The following is a 16,322-nucleotide window of genomic DNA, read 5'->3' as shown; positions in this document are numbered from 1 at the left end:
TGCGCTAATATAATATTATGATTGCTACACCAAAACCACGAACCGGAGGACCCAAACTAAACATAAAGCTGCTGATAGCGGGAGGCGTCTTGTTCTTTATCTGGCCCGTCATTATCGCGCTGTCATCTGGCCACTTGTTCTACTGCGGCTTAGCGAGCGCTGCTGGTTGTACGGATGCCGGAAATTGGCAAGATTCTTTGGCTCTCGGGCCAACTGTTATTGGTGCTTTCATCCTCTCCCTCGCGTTCTTCTACAATGCGAATGTCGATAGAGCCTTGAAGGTTGGCGGTGTTATCGCAGCGACCGCAGCTCTATCTTTCCTCGGGTACTGGCTTACATTCGTCTTGTTTTGGGCCGAGATGTGGCTCCGCAACACCCTGGTGTACTGATAGATCGACAACTTGATAATTCCAGACATGAAGTAGCCCCCAGCTCCGTCTCGCCTTTCGGCAAGGAGGAACTGAGGGCATTTGGCTCTTCAGTCAAGCTCAGCTGGAAGCGTTAATCGTCCCGCCTACAATTGTTGCGTAGGCGTTCTGTCCGAGCTGGTTCGGATGGAAGATATACCTCCGATCGGGGTTGATTTGATCGACGTTCTGGAAGAAGGACGTGGTGCTGACACCACAAATCTCATGTCCCACGAACGGCGAGGTCGCCGGGTCGTTCATGAAAACGAAGCGAAGGCGGGTGTTATCCGTGCTCAAGGCGCGGAGCTCGAAGATCTTCTGACTGATCTTCTCGTTCAACTTCTGCACGATGTCTCGTGCCGCCCGGGCGTCGCCCCACTTGGTGACTCCGTCCTGCATGTAGACGCAGCGGATGTCGTCGGGAGCGGAGACGGACTTGTCCGCGATGACCTGTGGGTACCCAACCACGTAGATCTTGGCGTTCGGGGCGTACTGAAGGAGCTTCTTGTAAGTTGTCTCCAGCTTGCCCGGGATCTCGTTGGTGATCTTGTTGAGCGCCGTGTTGTACGCAGCGCTCCCGACGTCGCATGTGCTGATGACGCACTGCGTGGCGAAGTCGGAGAAGCCCATGTCGTTTCCACCGATGCTGATGGTCACCAGCTGGATGGTGGGGTCGGGGTATCGGTCGATCTGGATGCCCTCGTTTGCCTGAGGAACATCCCACACGTTGTCAGTCACTGCCCCCGAGCAAGCTCGGAAGCCGCCAGAGCCGATCGCGGGGATCTTGGCACTAGTTCCGGCGATTTGCCGGGCATAGGGGGTGGTGCTTCGGTGACACGTGTTGACTCCGGTGGTGTCCGTCCCGCTCTCGAAGGGCGGGACGCCTTCACCAGAGGAAAACGAGTCACCAAGTGCCACGTAGGGTGAAGCCGGCCGCGGGGATGGGTTGGTCACCGCACCTCGCGGGTAGTCCATCCCCAACCCCTGCACCTTGACGGCGCGAAGGGTCAGGTCATAGCCGTAGCAGTTGGAGTCACCACACTTCCGTGTGTTCAGGTACAGAGTGTTGGGACTGATCGGGAAAGTCCCCGACTGGTCTTCTACTCTGTAGCCGTACACCTGCCCCTGCGTCTTGTCGATGTTGCCCCGGATTTCGGCCGAGTACACGACGTTCAGACTCGGGAGTCCCATGACAGCGATTTCGTTTGCTTCTGACTGCCAGGGTGACGACGTGAGCTGGATCATTTTGGCGCGCACGATGGCAAGCTTGCCCGTCGTGTCAGTCGCCACAGAGTAGTTGCCGTAGGCATTACCGCTGGCATCAACATTCGGCAGGGTAGTCGAGTTGACCACCTGTCCGTTGACGTTCAGGATGACGAGGCGGTACACCCATTCCAGGGGTATCACCTCGACACCTCCCTGTGACTTCCGCTCCCTGACCATGGCTGCCACACCCCCACCCGCCGTTGGGTAGAGGTTGTAGATCCCAAGGCCATTGATGCCCGGCGTCGACACGGTCGTTGACCAGCTGACTGAGGCCGTCGCGGGATTGTAGGCAGTGACCTGGTAGCTGTTCGGGCTACCCGAAATCACCTTCGTGGCGAAGACGACGCCATCGGCGTTGATCTTGGCCTGTCCCTGGATGTATCCGACGCTCGTCGGAAGATCACCGAGCATCTTGCCGCCGTAGCTGACGTACTTCAGTTTGGTGCCGTAACTCCACTCAACGGCAATGCCGTCCTTGTAGGCGAAGAGCAAGTTGCCTTGTGAGCAACTTGATCCCACCACGACATCGAGCACCTTGGTGGGTGTCGTCTGCCCTGACGCAAGGTTAGGAGCGATCCCAATCAAGTGTTGCTGACTGTCCACGAAGTAGATGTTCCCATCCGCTCCGACGGTCGGCTCACCTTTGGAGCACCCAGTGCTGTAGGTCCACTTGACGACGTTGCCGTTGTAGGCGAATAGGGTTGAGCCCCCGTCCACCTTTCCGTACAGATCTCCGACCTTGTCGACGACCGGCCGCATGATGCAGTTCTTCCACGTTCCGTCGACCGGAACAGTTCGGTCCAGCTGACGCGTGATGGCGCCCGTCGGACCGTACGTAATCAGGTTCTGGTCGGGATTGCCGATGTTCCTGCATCCGACCGTGACATCACCTTGAGGACTGGTCGTCGTCTGGTGATATGTGTAGGCGCTGGAGGCAGTGGCCGGCCACTGCAGTTCCGGCATGGTCTCCGCTGCTACGGCCGTCCCCGAAGAGACGAACGTGACGAGCGACGCCAGGATGCCCGCCAAAGCGAGTATGCCTGTCGTTCGTCGTGTTTTAGACATGCGTGTTCCACCAACTTTCATTTTGCCGAGTTGTGAATGAGCGAGAACGAAATAGGGGCAAAGCAATTGAGCGTCGCCTCATCCATGTCGCTTCTCATTGAATAGCTTGAAGAGCCTTATTGCTTATAACACAATTGAACCGATCTGCAAAACATGAGCGCAATGCAAAGCACCCCTGATTCAACGTGAATCAGGGGTGAGGTAACGATGTGGCAAATAGGGCCGCTCAACGAGCGGGAGGTGCTACCTGCTCCTATGATGGCCGTCTATAACTATCCCGCATCCGCACTCCCACACGTCTCAACACCTTGTAGATCGTTGAGTGCTCGCGATCTAGTTGCTGACCGACTAATCGAGTATAGGCCGTGTTCGGATTCCAGTCATCGTGCGGTTACGAAGCTTTCCTGATCTCGGATACCGGAATTTGACGCACGATTTCTAGACTGTCTACGTCGATCAAGCGACCGCACTGGAAGCACGCATAAAGGTTGGTTGTCCACTCGTCCGGCGTGGGTTCCACTTCTTCGTTCTGATCATTAATTGGATAGAAGCCGTAGGCGGTCGCTTCGTTTCCGCATAAACACTCCCAGCCGCCGTAGCTGTTCTCTGTTATCTTGCTCGGTGCTTGTGTTGATTCAACTGCTTTCATATGTATTCATTTTAACATTTCTTGAGTCAGTGTAAAGCGGTGCCGAAATGGCGATCACCGCACTGATCGGGCACTTGATAGGCGGAGCGGTCTAGCTGCTGAGGGTTGGCTTCGCGCTCGGTCCTAGGCTTCGCCTCGGTTCGTAGACTCACGATCGTCCGTGCGTATCTCGCAGCCTCATGCCTGCCCGCTTGAGGGACTTGTAGATCGTCGAGTGGTCACGGCCTAGCCTCTTGCCAACCTCCACGAGAGAGCATCCGTCGTTGTAGAGCATCGTTGCTCGCCTGAGTTCAGACTCCGTCATCCGCGGATAGCGGACCTTGATGCCAGCTTCTCGGAGAACCTTGACGACGCTCTTCTTGCTCAGCGAGAAGAGCGAACCGATGGCTGCGGACGATGCTCCAGCCTCGTACTCGGCGACGATCCGGGCCACAGTCTCACTGCCAAGCCTGTCGTCGAGCTTGTGAACTCGTGGGACTGACGTGGCTTCGGTCACGGGTTTCTGAGGCGTTGTTTCAAGTGCGACGGACACTGCCAGATTTTGGAGCTTCTCCAGTAGTAGGGGCTGGTTCGAGTAACGGGACATAACCTCCACCGAGAGACATTGCAGACCAGGAGGCATCTTCGCCCCCTGGTCTGTTTTCGTTTGAGGGCCCCAGTGGGAGAGATTTGGGAGAACCGCTCGCCAACTTGGCTGCCAGGTTTGAGCCTCCCGCTGAGCCCTCTCGATGGTGTCGCAGAGGTGCGACACATCTCCGCCAACTGATGCGCGACAGGCTAGGCGTCTGGCGACCGACTGAGGGAGACGGCCAACGCGAGGCGCAGCCTATGTGCGGATGCTGGAGCGCGTCGTGAACCAGCCGGGCAGTGCCGCCTTGGTCATAGGCAGCGCCGCGACCTGTTCAGTGGGCTTCCAGCTCGAAGAACAGGAAGCAGATGAATGAGCGACCGTCCGGGTTGGGGAGCAGCTCGGCTGGAGTGTTGGCTGCGGGTGGTGGCTCAGTGACGGTCTTGATGCCGAACCTCGCGTCGATGAACGTGTTGATGACGTCCTGCAGGGGGCGGTGCCAGTAGGTCATCCATACGGTTCCTTCGCCGAAGTCGTAGTCCTCGGAGTACTGGGTGAGGGCGAAGTAGTCGGCGTCGGGGTACACGACCGCGTAGACCGTGGGATGGATGATCGAGACGATGAGCCGGCCGCCGGGTTTGAGTACACGCCGCAGCTCGGCCAGTGCCGAGGCCCAGTCCTTGACGTAGTGCAAGGACAGTGATGCGACGACGCTGTCGAACGCGTCGTCGGGATAGGGAAGGGGCGCACCAAGGTCGGCGACTTTCAGGTCAGCGTCCTCGCCGAGCCTTTCGCGGGCGAGTTCGATCATGGCGGGGCTCAGGTCGAAGCCGGACACCGACGCATCCTTGCCGCGCAGAGCTTCCATCAAAGGGCCTGAACCGCAGCCGGCGTCGAGAATCTCCAGGCCCGCGACGTCGCCGGCGAGACGAATCATCTCCGGACGCGCGTAGTAGGCGTTGAAGAGGTTGTTCTCGTTGCTGGCCGAGTATGCGGCGGCGAAGCCGTCGTAGTCAGCGACTGGGGCAGCGGACTTGCTCACCGAATCGGGCATGACAGGTTTCTACTACGCCGGGGGCGCATGTGCGCGCCAACCAAGCACTCGGTCCAGTTGGCGACGCACCCATCCGCCGCGATACGCGCTTCCGACTGTCGAGCTCACCTGGCGCACGAGTGCCGCACATCAGGCGACGGAGGACAGCCGCGGGACGACGAACGCCTGACAAGTTTCTCTACGTTTCAAGACGGGCCCCTCAGGGCCCGAAAGCGCGCCGCCACCACAGGGCGGGACGCCTCCGCTTCGCTGCGCTCCCGGCGCGTCCCTTGGCGCGCAGGTGCAGAACTCGAGCCATGAACGATCCGACACCCTGTCGGTGCTTCACTCGCCGGAATGGCCAGCTACCCGCCTAACGCCCGGTTGCCCAAGTTGCCGCGCCTTCCTGGGTTTCCGCATCGCCCCGATAGCAACCGTGGAGAATTGTGGTGCGGCACGTGTCATGGGCGCCTACGGCGTGCTCGCGATCGAGCATGCTCGACGCTTGAGCACGGACCGGACCACACCTAAGGTCGGCGGCTATCGGGGCGATGCGGGAGGACTGGCCTCGCCTGTCGGTCCGACTGGCCATGGCGCAGCATTCACCAAAGACTTCTGTGCCCGACGCCTGCGCGAAAGCCTCGTGAGTCGATTTCTGCGCCCACGTTCGACTCCATCAGATTGATGTCCGCGCGGAGCACGCGAAACCCTGTCCAGATCGGCAAGGGTCATATTTGTGGGTGCTCTCCACTCGGCCTCGTCCGACTCAACTCCGTGGGTCAACTGCATCAGCAGCACTTGCTGACGGCTTCTCATTCCGAGCCTGATCCCTACTTTCGATTCCTGCGACTCCAGTGCCTTGGCTCCATAACGAACTCCGAGCAAGGCAGCGCCAGCTGCAACCAACGGGGACACGAGCACAGCTTCGTCTCTCCTCGACGTGTCGATGGTCTGTCACTCAGGCCTTGGCAACAGAGCGTAATCGGTGCATAGTCGTCTGCTACGACTGAAATCAGACGTATGGCGCGTCCGCTGGGGTGGCTGATGCGCTTGGGGAGGGGGCGGTGTGGCAGCAAAGCGAGGAATTAATGCGCCGATCTATAAGATCGACGTGGATTCGGCAATGGAAGTCTTGGGTGAAGGCGGTCAAGTGGCCGATCTCCATGAGTTGATTGTTACTGAATACAATAAGAGCAAGGGTGGGCCCGAGACCTATAAAGCCCAGGGCTCTGCGCAGGTCGGTGGAGCCAAGTTTGACCTATATCTAAATGACACCGCTCGGCCGAATTTGAGCGCGTGGGTAAAATTCTTCAAAGGATCTGGCATCGAACTTGACGATATTTACAACCAGATGCAGCACCTGGTGTGCTTCGTGACTGTTGATGACGACCTCTATGCCTACACGTCGGGTCAGGCATTAGTAGTGTTTGAGCGCTTCATTGATATTTCATTTCCGATTGAAGTTGGCCGCCGCATTGCTAAGCCGGAAGTGACAGGTGTCCGGTCCAGTCAAATCACCGGTGACGCACTGGCCAGCAACATTCATTTCCGGGACCCTCGTCGAATCACCTACACCGAATCTCTCTCCAATGTATGGACAGCATTGAGTGGTCAGGTTCGGGATGAGGTCCTTGGTGAAAGCGCACTCGTCTCCGTGTTTGGGGAGAAGAGTAAGATTCGACTGGACGTAAGTGCCTCAGTAAGACTTGGGCCCCGGATTGAAAAGCCGGAGAAAATTCTTGAACTAATCAAGTGGCTTGCCGTGAAGGCAGAATCTCCGCTGCCGAACGATGACGGCTGGGGGGCGCTTGACGCTATCAAAATCCTTAATCCACGCAAAAAGAAAGATCTTATCGCCGCGCTTCGGCTGGCTCTGGCCCGAAGGATCTTTGTTGATCACGACTACGCGAACCTGGCTGTTTCGCATGTCGACGCGTCAACGTATGACAACGCCAGTGAGTACGTAGTCAGTCAAGGTAAGGAATCGATCTATGAAGGCGACAGTCCGCCTGGCTTGGAAGACATTGTAGGCGGTGTCCAGATCGATGAATCTGATCTGGTGAAGAGCCTTACTTCGGTGTCGATTCGCACTACCAATCTTGACTATGGGTCGTTTATTAACACATCCGGGACGCTATTGAGCCACCTTCAGGGTGAGTTGCGGCATGAGAGTAAGACCTACTTCTTGCTGTCTGGCAAGTGGTATGAGGTCGATGCCAGTTACATCGAACAGGTCACTAAAGATTTCCTGGTTGTCATGAAGGACCGTGACGTGGATTCTTCGGCCGTAGGGCTCCGAGAATGGAATGAGGCTGTTGCTGAAGGTGTCTACAATGAAACGGCCATTAATGGTCGTTTCTTCATCAATGGCGACAAGGTACTGACCGATAACGTCGAGCTTTTCGATGGGCTTGCCTCAGATGGCAAGACTACCTATGTCATCCATGTTAAACGTGACTTTGACGTGAAGGTCAGAGATGTGCGCTCGCAGGTTATAAATTCGGCGCAGCTGATCGAGAATGACCTGCGCATCGGGACCCGCGTCAAGCTGCGCGACCACTACAAGCGTCTCGTTGCAAGGGGACGGGCAACCCTCTCGGAAGAAGAGTTCTTGTCACTGTTTGAGCTGCCACGAACGTATATTTTAGCTTATGGGACCAAGGTTAAAGTTGACGAATCATCTCTAGACGCATTCAGATCTAGTGTAGCGCGGATGGAAATCGTGTCGCTCGACAATCAATTCCGCCAAATTGGTAGTGGAGAATCGCAAGCGAAGCTGCAAATTGCCTGGGTGAAGGTTGTAGAAGCAGCATAGGGCGGTCAGCGGTCAGCAGTCGCAGGACGGGGGAGCGTCTGGGGAGCGAGTGTCTAACTGAGTGACAGCGGGCCTACACCGGCGTGGACGATGCCGAACTTCTCCCGATGAGCCATACCGCGTCCAAAGCGGCAGGGTGTGAATGGCGTGGAAGCGGTCAGGGGTTCGAAATGCACGAAGCTCCACTGCAGTCAGAGGCCGGTTGTCCGTTCGGAGAACTGGCCTTTCGCATGAACCAGGTCACCGAGGAGTTGCGAGCACGTTGCTGATGGCGTGGCGCGCGGAGGTTGCGAGTGACGGGTTGGTGTCCTTGAGGTGGTGCAGGACGGTTAGGGCCTGCGAGAGGACGCGGCCGCGGCCGCGGAGCCAGGTGGGGGTGTCTAGGTTCAGGGTGGTGCGGAAGTCGGCGTGGACGGTGGCTTGGACGGTGGCGGGGAGGAGGTACCAGATGGGGAAGAGGTCGCAGGCTGGGTCGCCGAGGCCGGAGGTTTCGAAGTCTAGGACTGCGGTTAGGCGGCCTTCCGGGGAGATGAGTAAGTTGCTTGGGGTGAGGTCTGAGTGGACCCAGACTTCGCGGCCGTCGTAGGGGGCCGCGAGGGATTCCTCCCATGATGCAAGGGCTGCGCGGGTGTCGATCAGGTCGGCCAGGTCGTCGATTGCCTTCCGTGTCGGGGAGTCCAGTGAGGCCATCGGGGCTCGGGTGCGGCGTTCGCCTGGGTAGGCCGGTGGGCGGTCCGGGAGGTTGATTTGGCGGAAGGCGTCGATGAAGGTCGCGAGGTCCGTTGCCAGGCCGCGCGGATCGACCAGCGTGGTGGGGGAGGGGTGCGTGCCGGGGAGCCAGCGGTGGATGGACCACTCGCCGGGGTACGCCTCGGTGGGTGAGCCGATCGCCTCGACGGAAGGGATGGCCACGGGCAGGAACGGCGCTAGTGCTGCGAGTTTGGCCTGCTCTCGTTGGACTATGCCGGCGGTCGAGGGGCGGAGCGGTAGGCGTACGGACAGGTCTGGGCCGAGGCGGTAGATCGCGTTCACCAGTCCGCCGGAGTCGATCGGCTCCAGTGGCAACGCGGCCCATTGCGGGAACTGTGCGGCTACTAGTTCGCGGACGAGCGGGGTGTCGATGTCGGCCTGGTCGGCGTACACCTTGCGGGGACTCACAAGGCCATCGGATCGATCGGAGCCGTCTGCCGTCAACCGAGTATCTAGATCCCCACAGCGGCGCAATCACCCATGCCGGACGATGACTCGGGGCGCTGGGGCTCCGACGATGGGTTCCTGACGAGTGTCGCCCGGCGCGCGTGACGCGACTTTGGGAGTCGTGATCGGACAGGACATGACGGAGCGACGCGAGGTCTACGAAACGCTCGATCTGGCGTTGCGGATCGGCGAGGTGCTCCTGTCGTCGGGGGCCGGGGCGGCTGATGTCACGGTCGCCATGCTGGCGGTGACACGGGCCTGCGGGGTGAGTCACGTGACCGCGGACGTGACGTTCGTGAACCTGACCCTCCGCCACCAACCGACGCGTGACGAGCCCGCCGCGATCCAGGTACGCCGGGTGACCCGGCGCCCGGTCGACTATGCGCACCTGATCGAGGTCGACGAAACGCTGACCAGCCTCGTCGCCGGCGACATCACCAGGGCCGAGGCTCGTGATCAGGTCGCCCGGATCGTGTCCACCGGTCACCACCGACGCCGCTGGGCGGTGACCATCGGTTGGGGCGTGATGGGAACCGGAATCGCGCTCACCCTGGGCGGCGGCCCGGTCGTTTGTCTGCTCGCGTTCCTGGCGGCCTGTGCGATCGACGGGACACAGCTGCTCCTGCCACTGCATCGCATCCCGGCGTTCTACCAGCAGGCGGCGGGAGGCTTCGTCGCCACGCTCGTAGCGGTGATCGCCTCGGCAACAGAGCTCGAGGTGGACCCGTCCCGCGTCGTCACAGCGGGGATCGTCATGCTCCTGGCCGGCGTCGGCATCATGGGTGCCACCCAGGACGCCTTGACCGGCTTCCCGGTAACGGCCAGCGCCCGGTTGATCGATGCCGTACTGAACACGGCGGGCATCATCGCCGGGGTGGGTGCCGGGCTCACCGTCGGTGACCTGCTCGGCGTGGGCCTGACGACCTTCACACCTGGCGCGGCCGGTCCGGCGGAGGTCGGGGTCACGGTGTTCGGCGCCGCCCTGGCCGCTGCGGCTTTCGCGTTCGCGTCGTACTCCCCGCCGCGGTCCCTCATAGCGGTGGCCCTGGTTGCGGCGCTCGGGCAGGGGGTTCTGCTGGCTGTCGACAGGTCCGAGGTCGGCCGGACCTGGGGGTCGGCGGTCGCTGCCGTCACCATCGGCGCGGTCTGCTACCTCGTTGCCGGTCGCTTCCGGGTCCCGGCGCTCGGCGTCGTCGTCCCCGCGATCGTGCCGCTCCTACCGGGCCTCGACATCTACCGGGGCCTCGCCCTCTTCGCGGAAGGCAAGGACGGCGCCCTCGAGTTGGCCTCCGCGCTTGCCACCGCGCTCGCGCTCGCGTCCGGCGTGATCCTCGGTCAGTACCTCGCGCAGCCGGTCAAGCGTGAGGCACATCGATTGGAGACCCGGCTCGCCGGCCCACACATGGTCGGCCCGTTGCGACGCCGCGCCGGCAAGGACACCTAGCCCGGGCAAAGGTCGAGCGGGCAGGCCACCTAGCCAGGGCAGAGGTCGAACGGTCAGGCCACCTAGCCCGGGCAGCGGTCGAACGGTCAGGGCATCTGGCGGCGTACCCAGTGGTCGCTGACGATGACGCCGGCGGCGATCGCCAACGCCACGGTCGGGACCTGGAGGGCAAAGTCTGACAGGTTCTGCAGTCCGGTGACGATGTCCCCGCCGAGGAGGGCGGTGGCGCCGCGTACGCCGACCCCGCCCACGGTGAGGACGAAGAACCCGCCCAGCAAGAGGATGAGGCGCGGGGGTCGTTGCGGGTGGGCGCCTACAAGGTTGCCGCAGGCACCGAGTACGGTACCGGCCACGAGCGTGCCGAGGACCGCGCCGGCGAGACGGGTCACTCCCTGCTGGACGAGGAACGTGCCGATCACGCCGGGCACCAACCAGACGAGCGCTCCGGGTTCGGCGTTGAACGCGAGCACCAGGCCCACCGAGAACACCACCCATCCGGCCAGGACGACGATGAAGGAGAGCTCCGGCGGGGGCAGTGTCTCGGCCAGGGCGGATCCGTTGCCGGTGGCACCGGTTGCCGCGACGATGCCGATCACGATCAGGCCGAGTGTGAGGAACCCGGACACGAGGCGCACCGCGCCGGCGGTGAGGCGGCCACCCAGGAGTTCCTCGGCGGCCGCCGACAGAGTGTCGCCGGGGACCACGATGAACAGCGCCGGCAGGACCATGAGCGTGACGCCCGTGGTCTCGGCGAGGCCCGACATCACGGTGAGCGCGAGCGTGGTGACGATGAAGGCGCCGAAGAACGGGACCAGCCCTTCGAGGGGACGCCCGGCGGTGAGGACGACGAGCGCGCCCATGACCAACCCAAGGATGGCGGCCGCACCCGCCTCGCCCCAGGTCGCCACCACGCTCGGGGCGAACCCCGCCGCGAACAGGGCGACCCCGAGGATCCGCACCCACGCAGGCCAACGGGGCTTCGACTGTGCGATCGCGTCGAGACGACGGCACGCCTCGTCGGGGTCGATCGGCTGTCGTTGCACCTGGACGAGAAACCGCTTGATGGCGGCGACCTGGTCGAGCCGGAAAATGCCGGGCGCCGCCCTCACCACCGCTGCCCGCCCGACCTCCCTGGACGACCGCTCCGTAAGCAGGATCTGCTCGGGAAGGACCACCAGGTCGACATGCAGGCCGTACGCCGAGGCCGCCTTGGTGACCGAATCCTCCAGCGTCTCGACACCCTCGGCACTGGACTCCAGGGCGAGCCTGGCGACGCGGACCACGACGTCGAAGCGGGTCACGTCACGCCGACGTCTCAGCTGTTCAGGGAGGCGTAGTGCTGGAGGAACAGTGCCTCGGTCAGGGCCATGCCCTCGATCTCGGTCGGGTCCACGCTCTCGTTGGGGGCGTGGATGAGGGCCAAGGGCTCTTCGACCCCCATCAGGATGAGCTCGGCGTCGGGGTACGTCTCCTCGAACACGTTGCACAGGGGAATCGAGCCGCCCTGCCCGAGGCTCGCCATCGGCCGGCCGTACGCCTCCTGCATCGCCGTCGCCAACGCCCGGTACGCCGGGCCGTCGGTGGACGCCTCGAACGGAGCACCGGTCGCCTCGACCTCGACCGTGACATGCACGCCCCACGGAGCGGCAGCCTTCAGGTGCTCGATGAGGGCACGCTTGGCAACGTCGGGCGACAGGCCGGGCGGGATGCGCAGGTTCAGCCGTGCCGAGGTCTTCGGGACCACGGCGGCAGCCGAGCCGACCACCGGCGGGCAGTCGATGCCGAGGATGGTCACCGCCGGTCGGGCCCACAGCATGTCGGACACGCTGCCGTCCCCGAGCAGTGAGACTCCGTCGAGGACCCCGGCATCCGAGGTGAACTGCTCGGTCGGGTACGGCGCACCCGACCAGGTACGGGTGTTGTCCAGCCCGGTGATCGTGGTGTTCCCCTTCGCGTCGCGCAGTGAGGACAGCATCGCCACCAGGGCGGCGAGGGCATCGGGGGCGGGGCCGCCGAACATCCCGGAGTGGATCTCCGATGCCAGGGCCTCGACGGTGACGACGACGTTGACCATGCCGCGGAGACTCACGGTGGCCGCCGGACGGCCGACCGCGGCGTTGCCCGTATCGCAGACGAGAATCGCATCGGCGCGGAGGAGATCCGCGTGCTCAGGGACGAACGCCTCGAGGCCGCCGGTGCCCTGCTCCTCGGAACCCTCGACCACCAGCCTCAGGTCGACCGGGACTTCATCCCCGAGTGCCCGCAGAGCCGCCAGATGCATGACGATATTGCCCTTGCAGTCGGCGGCCCCGCGGCCGTACCAGCGTCCGTCGACCTCGGTCAGCTCGAACGGGGGCGTGCGCCAGGCGGCGTCGTCGAGCGGAGGCTGCACGTCGTAGTGGGCGTAGAGCAGCACGGTCGGAGCCGCCGTACCTGAGCTCTTCCTGGATCCGACGACCGCCATGCTGCCGTCCGCGGTCTCTTCGAGATGGGCGTCGGTGAAACCGATGTCGGCGAACTTCTCCAGCACCCATTGAGCAGTGCGCTCGCACTCGGCGGCGGGGTACTGGCGGGGGTCGGCCACCGATCGCAGTGCGACGAGCTCGGCGAGTTCGTCGCGCGCCACCGGCATCAGGTCCGCGATGCGCTGCCGCAGGTCCGCCATCTCAGTCGCCCACCACGTCGTCGGTCTTGAGATCCTCGACGAACTTCTGGAAGTCCTTCAGCTCGTTGGGACAGTAGATCTGGATGATCAGGAGCTGGCCCTTGAGCGCCCGGCTGTCGACGATGACCGGCCTGGCCCCCGGGCCGGCAGCGCCGTTGGCGAGTTGGGTGAACAGCACGGCCCGGCCCAGCGCGTTGTTCGGGTCCTCGCAGGTCGCGCCTCCGTCGCTGCCGAGCACACGCACGATCTGGTCCTTATCCGGCGTACGGGATCCGGTGGCCGCCAGTGCGGCGATCAGCTGGTCGGCCTTCTGGTCGGCCTCGTTGCTCTCCTTCCGGGAGTGGAAGGTGAGCAGCCCGATGATCAGCAGGACGGCGAGGATGACGCAGGCAGTGATGTAGATCCAGGACCGTTCGCGTCCGGACTGGGTCTCGACAGGTGTGCTCATTCCGGACTCACCCCCTGCGGCTCAGGCTGCTTCCAGGAAGGCTTGCGCAGCCGGTAGAACAGGAAGGGCACCAGCAGGCCGAGACCGAGGGCGCCGCCGCCGACGACCAAGAGGTACACGGCGGTGTTGCCGGACTCGAACTGCGACGGCGGGATGAACCCGACCAGCAAGGCCGCCAGCGAGGCGGCGAACCCGACGCCGCACAGCCCGACCAGCATCGGCGCCCGGTAGCCACGGGGGTGGTCCGGATCCTTGCGACGCAGTTGGACCGCGGCCACGAACATCAGCAGGTACATGATCAGATAGACCTGCGTGGTGATCACCGAGAAGATCCAGTACGCGCTCGACACATCGGGGATGAACGCGTACGCGAGGCCGATCAGGGTGGTGATCAGGCCTTGGACGACGAGGATGTTCTGCTGTACGCCGTTCTTGTTGAGTCGCTGCAGGAACGGCGGGAGGTAGCCCTCCTGGCGGGAGATCAGCAGCAGGCCCCTGGAGGGTCCGGCCAGCCAGGTCAGCATGCCGGCGAGGGACGCGGTGACCAGCATGATCCCGACGATCGGCGTCAGCCATTGCCAACCGAAGTTCGCGAAGACCGCGTCGAAGGCCTGCATGACGCCGGCCGTGAGCGAGAGCTCCTTGGCGGGCACGATCCAGCTGATCGCCAACGCGGGGAGGATGAAGATCGCGAGCACCAGCCCCATGGCCAGGAAGATCGCCTTCGGGAACTCCTTGGCCGGCTTCTTCAGGGACGACACGTGCACCGCGTTCATCTCCATGCCGGAGTAGGACAGGAAGTTGTTGACGATCAGCACGAGGCTCGAAAGCCCTGCCCAGGCAGGGAGAATGTTGTCCGACGTCATCGGTGCGGCCGACTGGTTGCCTTGGCCAAGGAAGACGATGCCGAGCGTCACCAGCACGACGCCCGGGATCAACGTCCCGATGATCAGACCGCCGCTGGCCAGGCCGGCGACGCCCTTGGTGCCGCGCGAGGAGACCCAGACGCCGGACCAGTACACGACGATGATGACCGCCGCGGTCCACGCCCCGCTGCTGGCCAGCTCGGGGTTGAACACATACGCGAGGGTGCTCGCGACGAACCCGAGGAGACTCGGGTAGTAGAAGATGGTCATCGCGAACTGGCACCAGACGGCCAGGAAGCCGGCCGGCTTCGAGATGCCTTGCGAGACCCAGTTGTAGATCCCGCCGTTCCAGCCCGATGCCAACTCCGCGGAAACGAGCGAGGTCGGCAGCAGGAACACGACGGCCGGGAGCAGGTACAAGAAGACGCAGGCGAGTCCGTAGACCGCCATCGTCGGCGCGGCCCTGAGGCTGGCCACCGAACTCGTCGTCATCATCGCCAGCGCGACCCATGAGATCCACTGGGTGTTGGTGCGTGTGCGTCCGGCGGCGACGGCTTCGGTGTGGTCGGCCGGTACTTCCGCTGCGCCCATCAGATTCCTCGAGGTAAAGCTCGTCCATCCATGAGAGAGCCTCCGCAGTAGGCCCCAGAAAGTGGGCCACCGGTGACAGTCTGGAACCGGCCGGGCTGCCCGATCTTCATCCTCGGCGGATGAGCTGCCGCGTCGACCTCCGCCTGATGCGCCGGCTCTACTCGACGATGCGGAGGTCGCGCTCGGTGTTGTTGAGCCGACGACCGCCGTCCCCGGTGACGGTCACGATGTCCTCGATCCGGACCCCGAAATCCCCGGCCAGGTAGATGCCGGGCTCAACGGAGAAGCACATCCCGGGGACGAGTTGTTGCTCCTCACCCTCGATCATGTACGGCGGTTCGTGGGTCGTCGTACCGATGCCGTGGCCGGTGCGATGAATGAACCGCTCGCCGTAGCCCGCGTCCGTGATCACCTTGCGGGCCGCGCGATCGATCTCCTGACAGGCAACGCCCGGCCGGACCGCCTCGACGCCGGCCTGCTGGGCCAACCGGACGATCTCGTGCACCTCACGGACCTCGGCGGACGGCTCGCCGACACAGACCGTGCGGCTGGTGTCCGAGCCGTAGCCGTACATCAGTCCGCCGAAGTCGAGGACCACCACGTCGCCGACCTCGATGGTGCGGTCACCGGCCTCGTGGTGCGGATTGGCGCCGTTGGGGCCCGAGCCGACCACGGTGAAGTCGACCTGCTCGTGCCCGAACTCCCGCAGCAGCCGGGCCAGATCGGCCGCGACGTCGGTCTCCTTCCGACCGGCGAACCGGACTCCGACGATCTGCTCGTACGTCGCATCCGCGGCCGCGCCCGCCGCGTCCAGCCGGGCGAGCTCGTCGGCGTCCTTGACCGCCCGGAGCATCGGCAGGCTCTGCGTCAGCGATCGATAGGAAGATCCGGGCAGCGCCTCCTGCAGGCCGAGCAGGTGCATCGCCCAGGCCGAGTCCGCGATGCCCATCGTCGCGGTCGCGCGAAGGTAGCTGCCGGCCTTCGCGAACGGGTCGTCCCCGTCGGCCCAGTCCACGATCGTGAGGCTCGGCGCACCGACGGCCGCTTCGGCGTCCGGCCGCTCCAGGGTCGGCACCAGCAGCGTCGGGTCCTTGCCCGGGGCAAGGATGAGCATCGTCAGCCGCTCGGTGATGGCGGTGGGTTGGTATCCGGTGAGCCAGACCAGGTCAGGCCCGGGGGTGATGAGCAGCCCGTCCAGTCCCGCGCGCTCGGCGTCGCCCACGACGCGTCGCATGCGGTCCGAGTAGTCCTCGGTCGTGAAGGGTGCCGGTGGTGTCGGCTGGGTCGTGGTCATCGATTCCTCCCGGG

General features: G+C 63.2%; 13 protein-coding genes. 3 read left to right on the top strand and 10 right to left on the bottom strand.

Features of this window, described 5'->3' with window-relative positions; genetic code table 11:
• Window positions 1–17 precede the first annotated feature (17 nt).
• Window positions 18–389 (top strand): hypothetical protein, encoded by a 372-nt coding sequence (locus tag ACFWUU_RS04105; RefSeq protein WP_380172533.1) that lies wholly within the window; start codon window positions 18–20, stop codon window positions 387–389.
• A 99-nt stretch (window positions 390–488) separates the two neighbouring features.
• Here the strand turns inward: ACFWUU_RS04105 and ACFWUU_RS04100 are convergent, their stop codons facing one another.
• The 4 genes from ACFWUU_RS04100 to ACFWUU_RS04085 all read right to left on the bottom strand — a co-directional run bounded on the left by ACFWUU_RS04100 (window position 489) and on the right by ACFWUU_RS04085 (window position 5,009).
• Complete coding sequence (locus ACFWUU_RS04100; protein ID WP_380172531.1) at window positions 489–2,738, bottom strand: SGNH/GDSL hydrolase family protein; 2,250 nt, start codon at window positions 2,736–2,738, stop codon at window positions 489–491.
• A 391-nt stretch (window positions 2,739–3,129) separates the two neighbouring features.
• Window positions 3,130–3,387, bottom strand: a complete 258-nt coding sequence (locus ACFWUU_RS04095) for a hypothetical protein (protein WP_380172529.1) — start codon at window positions 3,385–3,387, stop codon at window positions 3,130–3,132.
• Between the two features lie 148 nt (window positions 3,388–3,535).
• Window positions 3,536–3,973, bottom strand: a complete 438-nt coding sequence (locus ACFWUU_RS04090; protein ID WP_380174265.1) for a helix-turn-helix domain-containing protein — start codon at window positions 3,971–3,973, stop codon at window positions 3,536–3,538.
• A 316-nt stretch (window positions 3,974–4,289) separates the two neighbouring features.
• On the bottom strand, window positions 4,290–5,009 hold the full coding sequence (locus ACFWUU_RS04085) for a class I SAM-dependent methyltransferase (RefSeq protein ID WP_380172528.1): 720 nt from the start codon (window positions 5,007–5,009) through the stop codon (window positions 4,290–4,292).
• A gap of 1,045 nt (window positions 5,010–6,054) precedes the next feature.
• On the opposite strand from ACFWUU_RS04085, the gene ACFWUU_RS04080 reads away from it, so the two are divergent.
• Window positions 6,055–7,803 carry a DUF6119 family protein gene (locus tag ACFWUU_RS04080; RefSeq protein ID WP_380172526.1) on the top strand — a complete coding sequence of 583 codons (1,749 nt, stop codon included), beginning with the start codon at window positions 6,055–6,057 and terminating at the stop codon, window positions 7,801–7,803.
• 240 nt (window positions 7,804–8,043) lie between these two features.
• On the opposite strand, the gene ACFWUU_RS04075 is transcribed toward ACFWUU_RS04080, so the two are convergent.
• Window positions 8,044–8,961, bottom strand: coding sequence for an aminoglycoside phosphotransferase family protein (locus ACFWUU_RS04075; RefSeq protein ID WP_380172524.1), 918 nt, complete (start codon window positions 8,959–8,961; stop codon window positions 8,044–8,046).
• Between the two features lie 175 nt (window positions 8,962–9,136).
• Here ACFWUU_RS04075 and ACFWUU_RS04070 point away from each other — a divergent pair, with 175 nt between their 5' ends.
• On the top strand, window positions 9,137–10,444 hold the full coding sequence (locus ACFWUU_RS04070) for a threonine/serine exporter ThrE family protein (protein WP_380172522.1): 1,308 nt from the start codon (window positions 9,137–9,139) through the stop codon (window positions 10,442–10,444).
• Between the two features lie 86 nt (window positions 10,445–10,530).
• Here ACFWUU_RS04070 and ACFWUU_RS04065 read toward each other — a convergent pair whose 3' ends face one another.
• The 5 genes from ACFWUU_RS04065 to ACFWUU_RS04045 form a co-directional block, all read right to left on the bottom strand.
• Window positions 10,531–11,745 carry a threonine/serine exporter ThrE family protein gene (locus tag ACFWUU_RS04065; RefSeq protein WP_380172520.1) on the bottom strand — a complete coding sequence of 405 codons (1,215 nt, stop codon included), beginning with the start codon at window positions 11,743–11,745 and terminating at the stop codon, window positions 10,531–10,533.
• Window positions 11,746–11,759: 14 nt separating this feature from the next.
• Window positions 11,760–13,109: a dipeptidase gene (locus tag ACFWUU_RS04060; RefSeq protein WP_380172518.1), complete on the bottom strand. Its 1,350-nt coding sequence runs from the start codon at window positions 13,107–13,109 to the stop codon at window positions 11,760–11,762.
• Between the two features lies 1 nt (window position 13,110).
• Window positions 13,111–13,557: a hypothetical protein gene (locus tag ACFWUU_RS04055; RefSeq protein ID WP_137253697.1), complete on the bottom strand. Its 447-nt coding sequence runs from the start codon at window positions 13,555–13,557 to the stop codon at window positions 13,111–13,113.
• Complete coding sequence (locus ACFWUU_RS04050; RefSeq protein ID WP_380172516.1) at window positions 13,554–15,014, bottom strand: APC family permease; 1,461 nt, start codon at window positions 15,012–15,014, stop codon at window positions 13,554–13,556. The genes ACFWUU_RS04055 and ACFWUU_RS04050 overlap by 4 nt, the downstream gene beginning before the upstream one ends.
• Before the next feature lie 157 nt (window positions 15,015–15,171).
• Window positions 15,172–16,308 (bottom strand): aminopeptidase P family protein, encoded by a 1,137-nt coding sequence (locus ACFWUU_RS04045; protein ID WP_380172514.1) that lies wholly within the window; start codon window positions 16,306–16,308, stop codon window positions 15,172–15,174.
• Window positions 16,309–16,322 lie beyond the last annotated feature (14 nt).

The sequence above is a fragment of the Kribbella sp. NPDC058693 genome (genome assembly GCF_042715335.1).
Classification (GTDB): Bacteria; Actinomycetota; Actinomycetes; order Propionibacteriales; family Kribbellaceae; genus Kribbella; species Kribbella jiaozuonensis.
This window is presented reverse-complemented; position numbering and strand designations above follow the sequence as displayed.

Bases quoted from the DNA above. Each gene is read 5' to 3' on its own strand.
- ACFWUU_RS04105 (WP_380172533.1), top strand. From the start codon at position 18: ATGATTGCTACACCAAAACCACGAACCGGAGGACCCAAACTAAACATA.
- ACFWUU_RS04100 (WP_380172531.1), bottom strand. From the start codon at position 2,738: ATGTCTAAAACACGACGAACGACAGGCATACTCGCTTTGGCGGGCATC.
- ACFWUU_RS04095 (WP_380172529.1), bottom strand. From the start codon at position 3,387: ATGAAAGCAGTTGAATCAACACAAGCACCGAGCAAGATAACAGAGAAC.
- ACFWUU_RS04090 (WP_380174265.1), bottom strand. From the start codon at position 3,973: ATGTCCCGTTACTCGAACCAGCCCCTACTACTGGAGAAGCTCCAAAAT.
- ACFWUU_RS04085 (WP_380172528.1), bottom strand. From the start codon at position 5,009: ATGCCCGATTCGGTGAGCAAGTCCGCTGCCCCAGTCGCTGACTACGAC.
- ACFWUU_RS04070 (WP_380172522.1), top strand. From the start codon at position 9,137: ATGACGGAGCGACGCGAGGTCTACGAAACGCTCGATCTGGCGTTGCGG.
- ACFWUU_RS04060 (WP_380172518.1), bottom strand. From the start codon at position 13,109: ATGGCGGACCTGCGGCAGCGCATCGCGGACCTGATGCCGGTGGCGCGC.
- ACFWUU_RS04055 (WP_137253697.1), bottom strand. From the start codon at position 13,557: ATGAGCACACCTGTCGAGACCCAGTCCGGACGCGAACGGTCCTGGATC.
- ACFWUU_RS04050 (WP_380172516.1), bottom strand. From the start codon at position 15,014: ATGGGCGCAGCGGAAGTACCGGCCGACCACACCGAAGCCGTCGCCGCC.
- ACFWUU_RS04045 (WP_380172514.1), bottom strand. From the start codon at position 16,308: ATGACCACGACCCAGCCGACACCACCGGCACCCTTCACGACCGAGGAC.